Source organism: Streptomyces sp. NPDC097595 (assembly GCF_044761525.1).
GTDB classification, from domain to species: Bacteria; Actinomycetota; Actinomycetes; order Streptomycetales; family Streptomycetaceae; genus Streptomyces; species Streptomyces drozdowiczii_A.
In genome coordinates, this window is record NZ_JBIWCN010000022.1 from 1 (window position 1) to 12781 (window position 12781).

Below are 12781 nucleotides of genomic sequence, written 5' to 3' on the forward strand. Positions count from 1 at the left end.
GGTGTGGAGCCTAGACACCTCCACCACACCGGAGGTCTTCGCCATGATCAAGACCTGCCAGCGTTAACAACGCTCGTGATCAATACACCTAGGACCGCGTCACCTGCACCCGGTAGTCGCCCTTCTGGTCCTTCTCCAGCACCGAGATCCGTATCCCGTTCGTCCGGTCCGTGAAGGTGTCGCCCGGCTGGTACGGGGCGTCCGAGAGTTCCGCGTGGACGTTGGGGAGGCGGGTGCAGCCGGGGCTGTTCTTGGTGCTGTCGGCGACCGAGACCGGGCCCTGGCCCGTGTCCACGTCCGAGCTGACCTTGTAGATGAGGACGCCGGGGCGGCAGACCGCCTGGTCGTTGCCCGCCTGGGTGCGGACCTCCACCGCGTAGCCGGACTCCGCGGTCAGGGGGACGAAGGCCAGCTTCAGGCCGCCCCGGGTGGCCAGGGGTTCCAGGACGTGGTCCGTGGTGCCGGGGCGGGCGGCGCAGCTCACCTGGTCGTTGTCCAGCCAGCCCAGCTTCCACTTGTGCCAGCCGAGCAGGTCGTTGTTGGCGCCCCAGTCCTCGGACATGATGTCCCAGTGCCCGACCGAGCCGCCGCCCTCCATCGTGTAGAGGTCGGGCAGCCCGAAGACGTGGCCGTTCTCGTGGGGCAGGACCCGGTAGCCGGTCTGGGCGTACGAGCCGGAGCCGTCGTCCTGGCGGCTGTAGACGAATGAGGTGTTGGACAGCGGCACCCCGTCCGCGATCGGGGCCTCGTCGTTCCCCGAGAAGGTCACCGAGAGCACGGTGTCCAGGGCGGAGGGCCCGGCGTTCGGGGTGACCAGGATGTTGACCAGGTCGTACTCGTCGAAGTCCACCCTCGGGTCCGCGGCCGCCACGATGTCCTGGACCAGGTGGCGGTAGCCCGGCTCGTACGGGGAGCCCCGCTCGATTCCGTACTCCTCGAAGGGCAGCGGCATCCGCAGCCACGAGCGGATCGGCGTCTCCGGTATGTAGGTGAGCCGGCCGTACGAGCTCGTCCGGAACCAGTCCGTCGTCTGCGGGAAGAATTCGGCCAGGCGGTCCATCGCGGGCTCGGTGCCCTGCGCGTCCGGGAAGTCGATCATCAGGTTCAGCGCGTGCACCCGGCCGGTGGAGCGGGCGTAGCCGGGCTGCGTCGGCATGCCCTCCGACATCTGTACGCCCATGGCCGACGTGATTCGGCAGGGGCCGAGTCCGGTGGCCAGGGGGGCCGTCGCGGCGGGGCCGGCGGACGCGGGGCTCTGGAGGGGCAGCGTGCTGCTCGCGGTCGCCAGGGCCGCAATGACCAGGGCCGTTGCAGCGCCGAGAGCGACCGGGCGACGGTATGTGCGTATCCGGTGGCGGGGCTGCTGCATCGGGGCGCCTTCCGGTCCGCGGCAGCCGGCCGACCCCGGCTGCGCTCTGCCGTCAGCCTCTGCCGGGTGATCGCGGGCCGCTCGCTGGGTGCGCCGTTCGGTTGGTTTTCCGGCGACTGCGGTGTGCGTGACGCAGGTCACAAATGGCGGGGAAATAACCGGGGACCCTTTCCCCGTTTGCACCCGTGTCCCCGCGAAACGGGGAAGCGGTCCCCGGTTGTTTCTCCGGCCGGAGCCGCACAGGGAAGAACCGGAAGACGAAGAGACCCGGAAGACAAGGAGCACCGCCGTGGCCACCACCGCACCCGCGCAGCCCCGCACGCCCAGGCCGAGGGCCGACGCGCTGCGCAACCGGGAGCGGATCGTGACGGCCGCGCGCGAGATGTTCGTGGAGTTCGGGCCCGACGTGCCCCTCGACGAGGTCGCCCGCCGCGCCGGCGTCGGCAACGCGACGCTCTACCGGAACTTCCCCGACCGGGCCGCCCTCGTCCACGAGGTCGTGCTCGCGGTCACCTCCCGTACCACCGACCGCGCCGAGGAGGCCACCGCCGAAGAGGCGGACCCCTTCGACGCGCTCACCCGCTTCGTCCACGCGGCGGCCGACGAACGCATCGGGGCCCTGTGCCCCATGCTCTCCGGCGGCTTCGACAAGGACCACCCCGAACTGCTCGCCGAGCGCCGGCGCCTCGAAGAGGCCGTCGAAGGGCTCGTCGCGCGCGCCATGTCCGCGGGGCGCCTGCGTACCGACATCGCCGTCGGAGACGTACTGGTCGCCCTCTCCCAGCTCACCCGGCCGCTGCCGGGCATCGCCTGCCCGAACATCGACCGGTTCACCCACCGCCACATCCAGCTGTTCCTGGACGGGCTGGAGGCCCCGGCCCGGTCCGTACTCCCCGGGACTGCGGCGACCTTGGAGGACCTGCGGCGCCGCACGTGACGTGACCCGCGCCCGCTCTCCCCTTACCTGAAGCCCGACGACTTCCCCGAAGCCCGGCGACTCGACCCGAAGCCCGACGACCCTCCCGCCCTCAGACCCGCCCTCAGCCGTGCCCGCGACCAGCGGCACGCACGGTTCGCGATCTCCCGCGCCCTCGCGCGCTCCTAGGTGGCTACTCCCATGTCAAAAACACCTGATCTCCGACTCCCCGACCCCAGTCGCTGGAAGGCCCTGGCCTTCATCGCGCTCGCGCAGCTGATGGTGGTGCTCGACGCCACGATCGTGAACATCGCGCTGCCGCACGCCCAGACCGCGCTCGGCATCACCGACGCCAACAAGCAGTGGGTCATCACCGCCTACGCCCTCGCCTTCGGCGGGCTGCTGCTCTTCGGCGGGCGCATCGCCGACCTCTGGGGCCGCAAGCGCACCTTCGTCGTCGGCCTGATCGGCTTCGCGCTGGCCTCCGCGCTCGGTGGCGCCGCGCAGAACCAGGGCATGCTGTTCGGCTCCCGCGCCCTCCAGGGCGTCTTCGGCGCGCTGCTCGCGCCGGCCGCGCTCTCGCTGCTCGCGGTGATGTTCACCGACGCCAAGGAGCGCGCGAAGGCGTTCGGCATCTACGGGGCGATCGCCGGTGGCGGTGGCGCCGTGGGCCTGATCCTCGGCGGTTTCCTCACTCAGACGCTGAACTGGCGCTGGACCTTCTTCGTCAACATCCCGTTCGCGATCGTCGCCGCCGCCGGTGCCTACTTCGTCATCCGCGAGCCCGCCGGCAGCCGCAACCGCTCGCCGCTCGACATCCCGGGCGTCGTCCTGTCCGCGCTGGGTCTGGTCTCGCTGGTGTACGGGTTCACCCGCGCCGAGTCCGCGGGCTGGTCGGACGCGCTGACCGTCGGTTCGTTCGTCGCCGCCGGCGTCCTGCTGCTGTCCTTCGTCCTGACCGAGGCCAAGGTCAAGTCGCCGCTGCTCCCGCTGCGCGTCGTGATGGACCGCAACCGCGGTGGCGTCTACATGTCGCTGGGTCTGGCCGTCATCGCGATGTTCGGCCTGTTCCTCTTCCTCACGTACTACCTCCAGGTCGTCAAGGGCTACTCGCCGATCAAGACAGGCTTCGCCTTCATGCCGATGATCGCGGGCATGATCACCGGCTCCACGCAGATCGGCGCCCGGCTGATGACCCGGGTCCCGGCCCGCAAGCTGATGGGCCCCGGCTTCCTGACCGCCGCGGTCGGCATGCTGCTGCTCACCCAGCTGGACATCGACTCCTCGTACGCGGCGGTCATCCTGCCGGGCCAGCTGCTGCTGGGCCTGGGCATGGGTACGGCGTTCATGCCGGCGATGTCGCTGGCCACGCACGGTGTCGAGCCGCGTGACGCGGGTGTCGCCTCGGCGATGGTCAACACCTCGCAGCAGGTCGGCGGTGCGATCGGCACGGCCCTGCTGAACACGATCGCCGCCTCGGCCGCCACGGCGTACGCCACCTCGCACGCCGCGCTCGGCGCCAAGAACCCGGAGCTGCTGAAGCTCCAGTCGATGGTGCACGGCTTCACCGGTGCCATCTGGTGGGCCGTCGGCATCCTCGTGGTGGCCGCCGCGATCGCGCTGACCTTCGTCAACGCGGGCCGTCCGACCCCGGCGGGGACCACCGGAGGCTCCGCTTCCGGTGGCGCGGAGGGCATCGAGGACGAGATCCGGGTCCCGGTCGTCGCACACTGACCCGTCGCAGCCTGCGCGGATACGTTTCTGCCCCGGTTCCCTCGTACGAGAGGGCCGGGGCAGAAGTGCGTAACAGCGGGTTTCAGCGCAGCCAGGGGAGGTCGGCGTCGGCGCCCTCCGGCTGGAGTCCGGCCGCCAGGATCTGCATGATCTCGCCCAGCGAGCGCACCTGCTCGGGCGTGAGGCGGTCGAACATCGCCTGGCGGACGGCCTTCACATGGCCCGGGGCGGAGCGGCGCAGCATCGCGTGGCCCTCGTCGGTCAGGACGGCGTTCTGACCGCGCTTGTCGGAGGGGCAGTCCTCGCGGCGGACCCAGCCGTTCTTCTCCAGCCGGGCGACCGCGTGGGAGAGGCGGGAGCGGGTGATCTTGGCGTTCCTGGCCAGTTCGGTCATCCGCAGGCGGTGCCGGGGCGCCTGGGAGAGCTGGACGAGCAGGCCGTAGTAGATGTGCGGCATGCCGGCATCGGCCTGCAACTGGCGGTCGAGGTGATCCTCCAGAAGCGTGGTGGCGTGCAGATACGCGCGCCAGACGCATTGTTCTTCGTCGGTGAGCCAGAGCGGCGCACCGGTTGATGCCGTGGTCATGTACTCCACTGTACGACCTTTTCTTGAAAGTTGAACTAGATAGAGCTAAGGTCTCTGAAGGTAGGAGCTTGAAGATTAAAGAATCCTTCCTGCCGAAGCCCTCTACAGAAGAATTACCTTGAGTAGCCGCAGTTGGGGAGTGTCATGACAATCACCGCGGAGCGCATGCCCGCCCTCTACCTCTCCCACGGAGCCCCGCCGCTCGCCGACGACCCCGTCTGGCCGGGCCAGCTGGCCGCCTGGTCGGCGGAGCTGCCGCGCCCCACCGCCATCCTCATGGTGTCCGCGCACTGGGAGGAGGCCCCGCTCGCGCTCGGCGCCACCGAGACGCTTCCGCTGGTGTACGACTTCTGGGGCTTCCCCGAGCACTACTACCAGGTCGGATACGCCGCCCCCGGCGCCCCGCGGCTCGCCGAGAGCGTCCGCAAACTGCTGCGCGGCGCCGGTACGCCGGTCCAGGACACCCCGGACCGCGGCCTCGACCACGGCGCGTACGTCCCGCTGGTCGAGATGTTCCCGGACGCCGACATCCCGGTGCTCCAGATCTCCCTGCCCACGCTCGACCCGCAGAAGCTGATGGCCATCGGGCGCAAGCTGGCGCCGCTGCGCGACGAGGGCGTCCTGATCATCGGCAGCGGCTTCTTCACGCACAACCTCGCCGCCCTGCGCCACACCGGCGGCGGCGTCCCCGGCTGGTCGGCGGAGTTCGACGAATGGGGAAACCGCGCGCTCCGGGCGCAGGACATCGACGCGCTCCTGGACTTCGAGCACAAGTCCCCGGCGGGCCGCCTGGCACACCCGCGCACCGAGCACTTCGCCCCGCTCTTCGTCACCCTCGGCGCCGCCGAGCAGGAGCTCGGCCAGGGGCGCAGCGTGATCGACGGCTTCTGGATGGGGCTGGCGAAGCGCTCGGTGCAGTACGGCTGAGCCTTTACGGGTGCGGCGTCACAGCACCGGCGGGTTCAGCTCCACCGAGCGCAGTGCCGCCGCCAGGGCCGGCGCGTCGCCCACGTCCAGCGCGGTGTCCGTGAACTTGATGGTGTGGTCGTCCCCGTGCGTCGCCGCCCGTTCGAACAGCTCCCCGGCCGTGAGCGACGCCCCGTACCCGGCCGGCAGGACGGCGGCCTCGGCGGGGGAGTACGCGGCGGTCACCGCGGCGCTCGCCGCCCACGCCGCCCCCACGCTCGGCACCCACAGCTCGCGCGGCAGCGCCGGCAGCGTCCGCAGGACGGCGTTGGGCGCGGTCGCCGCGTGCACCAGCATCACCGGGTTGCCGTGCCCGTACTCCGTGTAGCGGTGGACCGCGGCCCCCACCAGCTCCTCCAGCCGGGCGCGCGCCTCGTCCGCGCCGGTCGCGGCCGCGCCCTGCCACTGCGGGAACGCCGTGATCTGGGCCAGCCGGGCCCGGATGCCGCCGCTCTGGTCGGGCACCCGAGGCACGGCGTCCAGGGCGGCGCCGGCGGTCGGGACCGGGGCGAGCGGGGTGAGCGGGGGCAGCGGCTCGTGGCGGGCGGCCCAGTAGCCGAGCGCGTGGGCCAGCTCCTTGACGCGGGGGCCGGTCTCCTCGGTCGTCAGCAGGGTGCGCACGCTGTGGCCGAGCCGGATCGCCGGATGCGTGGAGCCGCCCGCGATGCCCGGGAGCAGCCGGGGCCACCACTCGGCGAGCACGTCGCGCCAGGGGCGGTCGGCGGTCTCCCGCTCGAAGTACACCGCCCAGTCGGCGATGCGGCGGGGGTCGCCCAGGGCCTCCTGCCAGTTCGCCGGGGTGACCTCGGCGAAACGGTCCGGCATGTCCTCCAGCTTCGCCCGGTAGTGATCGAGCCAGCGGTGCACGGTGGCGGCCTGGCCGTTGCGGACGAGGGCCTCCACGGCCATCGGCGCGTGGTTGGTCAGCCAGCCCCCGTGCTCGGGGCCGGAGGAGTGCAGCCGCTCCAGGGCCTCGTCGAGGGTGCCGGTGGTGTCGGGGGCGGTGCGGTGCGTCGTCTCGTTCATGACAGTGACGCTAGGCACTCGGTGCGCGCCCGGTAACGGACTGCGGTCCCAAGGTCGCGGGCATGGGGCCTAGGACTCCGGACCGGGGCCCGCGGGCCCGGGACCGGGGCGGAAGTCCGGGCAACCGGCGACCCGTACCCGGCGTCTTCCGGGGTACGGGAGGTGGCGAGGGCCCCGAAGCGACCCGGGTACCCGGCCTGACCTGCACGGACGTGCCGGGATGCGGCATGCGCCCGCCCCGGTGGCCGGACAGGGTACTGCATGATCGCGAAATTGAATGCCAGGCATGGGAATTCTGTCCGGATTCCAGTCGTTGTTTCCATCGGATGCAGGGCACCCGAGAGGGTGTCGCGACCTACTCAGCAAGGGAGCACGCATGGCAACCCGTGCCGTCGCCCGCCGTTCGTCCGCCACCGGCGGGACCAACCGGGCGAGCAGTGTTCGCGCCGTGGGCGGAGAGATCGCCGATCGCGACCTGGTCGGCATGTACCTGGACGAGATAGCGCGTACGCCGCTGCTCGACGCCGCCAAGGAAGTCGACCTCTCGCAGTCCGTCGAGGCCGGTGTCTACGCACGCCAGATCCTCGACGGCCAGGTGGAGAGCGACGCCGGCGGTGCCTCGCGCGAGGAGCTGGAGGCGCTGGTCGCCGAGGGCGAGCGCGCCAAGGACGTATTCATCCGTTCCAACCTCCGTCTCGTCGTCGCCGTCGCCCGCCGTTACCCGCGAGCCGGGCTCCCCCTGCTCGACCTGATCCAGGAGGGCAACGCGGGCCTGGTGCGCGCGGTCGAGAAGTTCGACTACGCCAAGGGCTTCAAGTTCTCCACGTACGCCACCTGGTGGATTCGCCAGGCCATCACCCGCTCCATAGCGGACCAGTCGCGCACGATCCGGCTCCCCGTCCACCTGGTGGAGGAGCTGGGCCGCATCCGCCGGGTGCAGCGCGAGTTCAACCGGGAGAACGGGCGCGACCCGGAGCACGCCGAGATCGCCGCTGAGCTGGGCTCCACCCCGGGCCGTGTCGGCGACGTCCTGGACTGGGCCCGTGACCCGGTCAGCCTCAACATGTCCGTGGACGACGAGGGCGACACGCAGTTCGGCGACCTCCTGGAGGACACCTCCGCCATCTCGCCCGAGCAGTCCGTGCTCACGCTGCTGCGCAGCGAGGAGCTGGAGGAGCTGATCGGCAAGCTGGACAACCGCACCGCGTCGATCATCCGCATGCGGTACGGAATCGAGGACGGCCGGGAGCGCACGCTCACCGAGGTCGGCAAGCAGCACGGCCTCACCCGCGAGCGCATCCGCCAGATCGAGAAGCACGCGCTCCTCGAATTGAAGCGAATGGCTCACGACACGGGCTTTGACGCTGCAGCCTGAGCCCGAGTCCAGTAACCTCCGAATTAGGCCGCTTCACACGGCGGCCCCTGAGCTGAGTCCCGGCGCCCACCCCCCCCTGGCGCCGGGGCTCATCCCTTTCCGCGCGGCCTTCGCTAGGCCCCGCCGGACCCCGCGCGGCTGAGCCGGCCGCCCAGCTCCGTCACGTACGCCACCAGCTGCGGCGGCCGGTGCACGGTGAACTCGCAGTCCACCATCGCCAGCCGCACCGCCACCCACTCCAGCTGGTCCCGCAGCACCGCCCGCAGCCGGCAGCCGTCCTCGCCCTCCGGCTCCAGCGGACCCATCCGGCCGTGCAGCCGCGACGCGACGAACTCCGGCGGCGCCGCGAAGCTCACCTCCACCTCGGTCTCCGGCTGCCGGCGCGCCATCGAGCTGGACAGGAACTCCGCCGCGTCCCCCTCCGGCAGCTCCCTCGGCGTGAACCGGGCGCCGGTCGCGAACGGATCGCTGACCCGGTCCACCCGGAAGGTGCGCCACGCCTCGCGCCCCAGGTCGTACGCCACCAGATACCAGCGCCACCCGGTGCTCACCAGCCGGTACGGCTCGACCTGGCGCCGGGTCTCGGCGCCGTCGCCCGCCCGGTACGCGAAGCGCAGCCGCTCCCGGCCGGTGACCGCCGACGCCATCACGGTCAGGGTCTCCGGGTCGATGGTCGAACCGTCGCCCCGGGCCAGCGGGACCGTCGCGTTCTGGAGGGTGGAGACCCGGTGGCGCAGCCGGGACGGCAGCACCTGCTCCAGCTTGGCCAGCGCCCGTACGGACGCCTCGTCGACGCCCTCGATGGCGTGGCCGGCCCCGGCCCGCAGCCCCACCGCGATGGCGACGGCCTCCTCGTCGTCCAGGAGCAGCGGCGGCATGGCGGCGCCCGCCACGAGCCGGTAACCGCCGACCGAACCGCGCGAAGCCTCGACCGGATAGCCGAGGTCGCGCAGGCGGTCGATGTCGCGGCGGATCGTGCGCGGGCTGACGTCGAGGCGCTCGGCGAGCTCGCTCCCCGGCCACTCGCGCGGTGTCTGGAGCAGTGACAGCAGATTCAGCAGTCGTGCCGGGGTATCGGTCATGTCACCCAGGATGCGCGCCCATTGGGTCATGTTCTGGCCTATTGGCTGTTTAAGTTCTTTCCATGACTTCCTCCGCACCACTGCCGTCTCCCGCGGCATCTTCGGACCGCCGCCGGTGGTTCGCCCTGGCCATCGTGATGACCGCGGCCTTCATGGACCTGGTCGACGTCACGATCGTCAACATCGCCATTCCCAGCATCGAGCGGGACACCGGCGCCTCGTTCAGCTCCATCCAGTGGATCGTCGCCGGATACGCCCTGGCCTTCGCGGCCGGGCTGATCACCGGCGGGCGGCTCGGTGACATCTACGGCCGCAAGCGGCTCTTCCTAGTCGGCATAGGCGGTTTCACCCTCGCCTCCGCGCTCTGCGGATTCGCCGCCAACCCGGAGATGCTGGTCGCCTCCCGCTTCCTCCAGGGCGCCATGGCGGCCCTGATGGTGCCGCAGGTGCTGTCGATCGTGCACGCCACCTTCCCCGCCCACGAGCGCGGCAAGGTCTTCGGCCTGTTCGGCGCGATCGTCGGCCTCGGCGCGGTCTCCGGGCCGCTGCTGGGCGCGCTGCTGACCGAGTGGAACATCGCCGGTCTGGAATGGCGCCCGATCTTCCTGATCAACCTGCCGGTCGGCATCCTCGGCCTGGTCCTGGGCAGCAAGTACATCACCGAGTCCAAGTCGCCCAGGGCGCTGCGGCTCGACCTGGTCGGCGTCGTGCTCGTCACGCTCGGCATGCTGATGCTGATCTACCCGCTGACCCGCGGCCGTGAGCTGGGCTGGCCGCTGTGGGGCTATCTGTCGATGGCCGGGAGCGTCCTCGTCTTCCTCTTCCTCGTGCTGTTCGAGCGCGCCAAGGCCGGCCGGGACGGGTCGCCGCTGATCGAGCTGTCGCTGTTCCGGGTGCGGAGCTTCGCCGCCGGGATCGCCGTGCAGCTGACCTTCGGCATCGGGCTCGGCATCTTCTTCCTGGTCTGGACGCTGTACATGCAGATGGGCCTCGGCTGGAGCGCCCTGCGGGCCGGTACGACCGGCATCCCCTTCTCGGTCTCCGTGTCGGTGGCCGCCGGCCTCTCCGTACAGAAGCTGGTGCCCCGGTTCGGCCGCAAGGTCCTCCAGGCGGGCGCCCTGCTCATGGCGGCCGGCCTGCTGCTCTACATCTGGGAGTCGCACCACTACGGCATGGGCATCACGTCCTGGCAGATGGCGCTGCCCCTGGTCGTCATGGGCGTCGGCATGGGCCTGATCGTGGCACCGCTGGCCGACGCGGTGCTGTCCGAGGTGCCCAAGGAGCACTCGGGGTCCGCCTCCGGCCTGTTCAACAGCGTGCAGCAGATGGGCAACGCGCTCGGCCTCGGGCTGGTCTCGGTCGTCTTCTACGGGGCGATCGGCGACCGGCTCACCCCCGAGCAGGTCGGCCCGGCGTTCGCGGACGCCTTCGAGCAGTCGCTGTGGTGGGTGGCCGGTGTGCTGCTGCTGATCTTCGTGGTGATGTTCGCCCTGCCGGCCAGGCCGAAGCAGCACGTGGAGGGCGCGGCGGAGGACGAGCCGGCTGCGGTGGAGCCCGCCGAGGAGCCGGTGCTCACGCACTGAGCGCGGCGGGCGGCCCGTCAGCAGATGCGCGTACGGGCTTCCATCGCGCCGCGCGCCGTCGCCTCGTCGCCGTACACCTCGCACATGTGGCGGCCGTCCGGGGTCGCCGTGTGCTCGACCTCCCAGAGGCTCGTCTCGCTGCCGTCGAGGAGCAGGAACGCGTGCTCGTACAGCGTGAAGCCGGCGTCCCGGCCCTCCACGCGGCACTGGCGGCCGAAGACCTGCGTGATGTGGTGCGCGAACGCGGCCCGCAGCAGATGGGCGGTCTCCTCGCCGGGCACGTCGCCGTTCTCCGCGCGGCGCAGCACACGGCGGGCGTGGTCCGCGGAGTTGTCCGGCGCGTACATCCGGGGGAGCGGGGCCGGGGGCGCGGCCAGCAGCGCCGACATGAGCTCCAGGTCGGCCTGGGCCCCCTCCTCGTCGCAGAAGTCGGGGACGTCCCACAGGCTGCCGGTCAGCCGGGCGGCGGCGATGTGGGCGTCGGCCTCGTCGTCGTACAGCTCGTGCTGCCGGGTGTCGGGGTGGCCGTCCCCGCGCGGACCGCTGTGCACCAGCTCCCACAGGGTCAGCGCGGAGCCGTCGCTCAGCAGATACGTATGGCGGTAGGTCTCGCGGTGCAGGGTGGCGCTGTGGTGCGAGGAGTACAGGGAGCTGCTGTGGGCCAGCGCGGAGCCCAGCCGCTCCACCGTGCTGTCGGGGAGGTCGAACGAATTGAGAGCCCGACGCAGGATTCGTTCGAGGTGCTGCTCGGTCGTCTCATACGGATCGCTCAAGGTGCTGTCTCCAGGCCGTCGCCGCGTGTGACTTGGTGCGTGCATAACGTAGCCCCTGGGGCTGACATCGGGACCGGGGTTCAGAAAAACGCACGGGGCGCACGGAAGGTTCCGCGCACGGGGCCCGGACTTCCTCACGCGGGCGGGGCTTCCGCACGCGGGTGGCGCGCTTGCTCGCGGGGACCGGGCTTCTTCACGCGAGCGGGCCTCCTTGCGCGAGTGGTCCGTAGAGGTCGCTGTACGAGGGGTAGGTGCCCCCGCCGTCGCGGCCCCGGACGCCCTTCGCCGCCCGGACCGCCTTCACGATGGCCCGGGCCACCACCTCCGCACCCGCCGCGAGCAGCGGGTTGAGCGCGACGGGGTCCTCCGCGGCCAGGTCCCGCCGGCCGGTGGCGAGCGCGAACACGGTGTCCCCGTCGGTCATCAGGTGCACGGGCCGGATGGCGCGCGCCAGCCCGTCGTGCGCGGTGCCCGCCAGCTTCTGCGCCTGCGCCCGGGTGAGGACGGCGTCGGTGGCGACGACGGCGAGCGTGGTGTTGAGCGGGGGGCGCGCATCCGTGCCGCGCGCCTGCGCCAGGCTCCTTCGCGCCGCCTCGTGGACCTCGGCGGGCGGGACGACGGCCGGCTCCTCGCCGCCGTACTCCCCGAACAGCACCCCTGTACGGGGATCGAGCACCGAGCCCGCCGCGTTGACCACGACGAGCGCGCCGACGGTGAGCCCGGACGGCAGCAGGACGCTCGCGCTCCCCACCCCGCCCTTGAGCTGCCCGGCGACCGCCCCCGTGCCCGCGCCGACGCACCCCTGGACGACCGCCGCGCCCTCCTCGGCCCGGGCGGCGTCCTCCACGGCGGCCCGGCCCGTCGCCGCGTCCGGCCTGGCCCGCCAGTCGCCGCCGCGCCCCAGGTCGAAGACGCAGGCCGCCGGGACCACGGGGACCACCTGGGCCGGATCGGCGCCCACCCGCACCCCGCGCCCCCGCTCCTCCAGCCACGCCATCACCCCGGACGCCGCGTCGAGCCCGTACGCGCTGCCGCCGGTGAGCACGACCGCGTCGATGCGCTGGACCAGGTTGCGCGGATCCAGCGCGTCCGTCTCCCGCGTCCCCGGCCCGCCCCCGCGCACATCGACGGCGGCGACGGCCCCGCCCTCGGGCGCGAGTACGACGGTGGTCCCGCTGAGAGCACCCTCCCCGGCGACCTGGGCGTGGCCGACGCGCAGGCCGTGAACGTCGGTGAGGGCATCCTGACGGGTCATGGGGGCTCCTTCGGGGCGCGCGTGGGCGGACAACGTATCGCCGTGGGCCCCGCGACGCGCTCACCCCCTGGCCCCGCAAAACAGGACCAACCGCCCCACGCCGCCCTACCGTGGCA

The 12781-nt window shown here is 71.8% G+C and carries 11 protein-coding genes; 5 read left to right on the forward strand and 6 right to left on the reverse strand.

What is annotated here, in order from left to right; all coding sequences use genetic code 11:
- Positions 1–88: 88 nt before the first annotated feature.
- Positions 89–1369, reverse strand: a complete 1281-nt coding sequence (locus ACIQZN_RS28640; RefSeq protein WP_403999749.1) for a M6 family metalloprotease domain-containing protein — start codon at positions 1367–1369, stop codon at positions 89–91.
- A gap of 289 nt (positions 1370–1658) precedes the next feature.
- Here ACIQZN_RS28640 and ACIQZN_RS28645 point away from each other — a divergent pair, with 289 nt between their 5' ends.
- Positions 1659–2306 carry a TetR/AcrR family transcriptional regulator gene (locus ACIQZN_RS28645; protein WP_161212698.1) on the forward strand — a complete coding sequence of 216 codons (648 nt, stop codon included), beginning with the start codon at positions 1659–1661 and terminating at the stop codon, positions 2304–2306.
- Between the two features lie 180 nt (positions 2307–2486).
- Positions 2487–4019 (forward strand): MFS transporter, encoded by a 1533-nt coding sequence (locus ACIQZN_RS28650; RefSeq protein WP_403999752.1) that lies wholly within the window; start codon positions 2487–2489, stop codon positions 4017–4019.
- A gap of 82 nt (positions 4020–4101) precedes the next feature.
- Here the strand turns inward: ACIQZN_RS28650 and ACIQZN_RS28655 are convergent, their stop codons facing one another.
- Positions 4102–4614 carry a MarR family transcriptional regulator gene (locus ACIQZN_RS28655; protein WP_391265411.1) on the reverse strand — a complete coding sequence of 171 codons (513 nt, stop codon included), beginning with the start codon at positions 4612–4614 and terminating at the stop codon, positions 4102–4104.
- Positions 4615–4749: 135 nt separating this feature from the next.
- On the opposite strand from ACIQZN_RS28655, the gene ACIQZN_RS28660 reads away from it, so the two are divergent.
- Positions 4750–5532: a dioxygenase gene (locus ACIQZN_RS28660; protein WP_403999755.1), complete on the forward strand. Its 783-nt coding sequence runs from the start codon at positions 4750–4752 to the stop codon at positions 5530–5532.
- Between the two features lie 18 nt (positions 5533–5550).
- Here ACIQZN_RS28660 and ACIQZN_RS28665 read toward each other — a convergent pair whose 3' ends face one another.
- Entirely contained in the window at positions 5551–6597 is a 1047-nt protein-coding gene (locus ACIQZN_RS28665; protein ID WP_403999758.1) for a questin oxidase family protein, read from the reverse strand.
- A 376-nt stretch (positions 6598–6973) separates the two neighbouring features.
- Between ACIQZN_RS28665 and ACIQZN_RS28670 the strand changes: the two genes are divergently transcribed.
- Positions 6974–7972 carry an RNA polymerase sigma factor RpoD/SigA gene (locus ACIQZN_RS28670; protein ID WP_403999761.1) on the forward strand — a complete coding sequence of 333 codons (999 nt, stop codon included), beginning with the start codon at positions 6974–6976 and terminating at the stop codon, positions 7970–7972.
- 113 nt (positions 7973–8085) lie between these two features.
- On the opposite strand, the gene ACIQZN_RS28675 is transcribed toward ACIQZN_RS28670, so the two are convergent.
- Positions 8086–9054, reverse strand: a complete 969-nt coding sequence (locus tag ACIQZN_RS28675) for a helix-turn-helix transcriptional regulator (RefSeq protein WP_403999764.1) — start codon at positions 9052–9054, stop codon at positions 8086–8088.
- Positions 9055–9116: 62 nt separating this feature from the next.
- Between ACIQZN_RS28675 and ACIQZN_RS28680 the strand changes: the two genes are divergently transcribed.
- Positions 9117–10637: an MFS transporter gene (locus ACIQZN_RS28680; RefSeq protein ID WP_403999767.1), complete on the forward strand. Its 1521-nt coding sequence runs from the start codon at positions 9117–9119 to the stop codon at positions 10635–10637.
- 17 nt (positions 10638–10654) lie between these two features.
- Here ACIQZN_RS28680 and ACIQZN_RS28685 read toward each other — a convergent pair whose 3' ends face one another.
- Together ACIQZN_RS28685 and ACIQZN_RS28690 are read right to left on the reverse strand one after the other, a co-directional pair.
- A complete protein-coding gene (locus ACIQZN_RS28685; RefSeq protein WP_403999770.1) occupies positions 10655–11410 on the reverse strand; it encodes a DUF6227 family protein in 756 nt (251 codons plus the stop codon).
- A gap of 193 nt (positions 11411–11603) precedes the next feature.
- On the reverse strand, positions 11604–12665 hold the full coding sequence (locus ACIQZN_RS28690; RefSeq protein ID WP_403999773.1) for a P1 family peptidase: 1062 nt from the start codon (positions 12663–12665) through the stop codon (positions 11604–11606).
- Positions 12666–12781: the final 116 nt, after the last annotated feature.

What these genes read in the sequence shown, in the direction of transcription:
- ACIQZN_RS28665 (WP_403999758.1), bottom strand. Translation starts at nt 6,597, where the DNA reads ATGAACGAGACGACGCACCGCACCGCCCCCGACACCACCGGCACCCTC.
- ACIQZN_RS28670 (WP_403999761.1), top strand. Translation starts at nt 6,974, where the DNA reads ATGGCAACCCGTGCCGTCGCCCGCCGTTCGTCCGCCACCGGCGGGACC.
- ACIQZN_RS28675 (WP_403999764.1), bottom strand. Translation starts at nt 9,054, where the DNA reads ATGACCGATACCCCGGCACGACTGCTGAATCTGCTGTCACTGCTCCAG.
- ACIQZN_RS28680 (WP_403999767.1), top strand. Translation starts at nt 9,117, where the DNA reads ATGACTTCCTCCGCACCACTGCCGTCTCCCGCGGCATCTTCGGACCGC.
- ACIQZN_RS28660 (WP_403999755.1), top strand. Translation starts at nt 4,750, where the DNA reads ATGACAATCACCGCGGAGCGCATGCCCGCCCTCTACCTCTCCCACGGA.
- ACIQZN_RS28650 (WP_403999752.1), top strand. Translation starts at nt 2,487, where the DNA reads ATGTCAAAAACACCTGATCTCCGACTCCCCGACCCCAGTCGCTGGAAG.
- ACIQZN_RS28640 (WP_403999749.1), bottom strand. Translation starts at nt 1,369, where the DNA reads ATGCAGCAGCCCCGCCACCGGATACGCACATACCGTCGCCCGGTCGCT.
- ACIQZN_RS28690 (WP_403999773.1), bottom strand. Translation starts at nt 12,665, where the DNA reads ATGACCCGTCAGGATGCCCTCACCGACGTTCACGGCCTGCGCGTCGGC.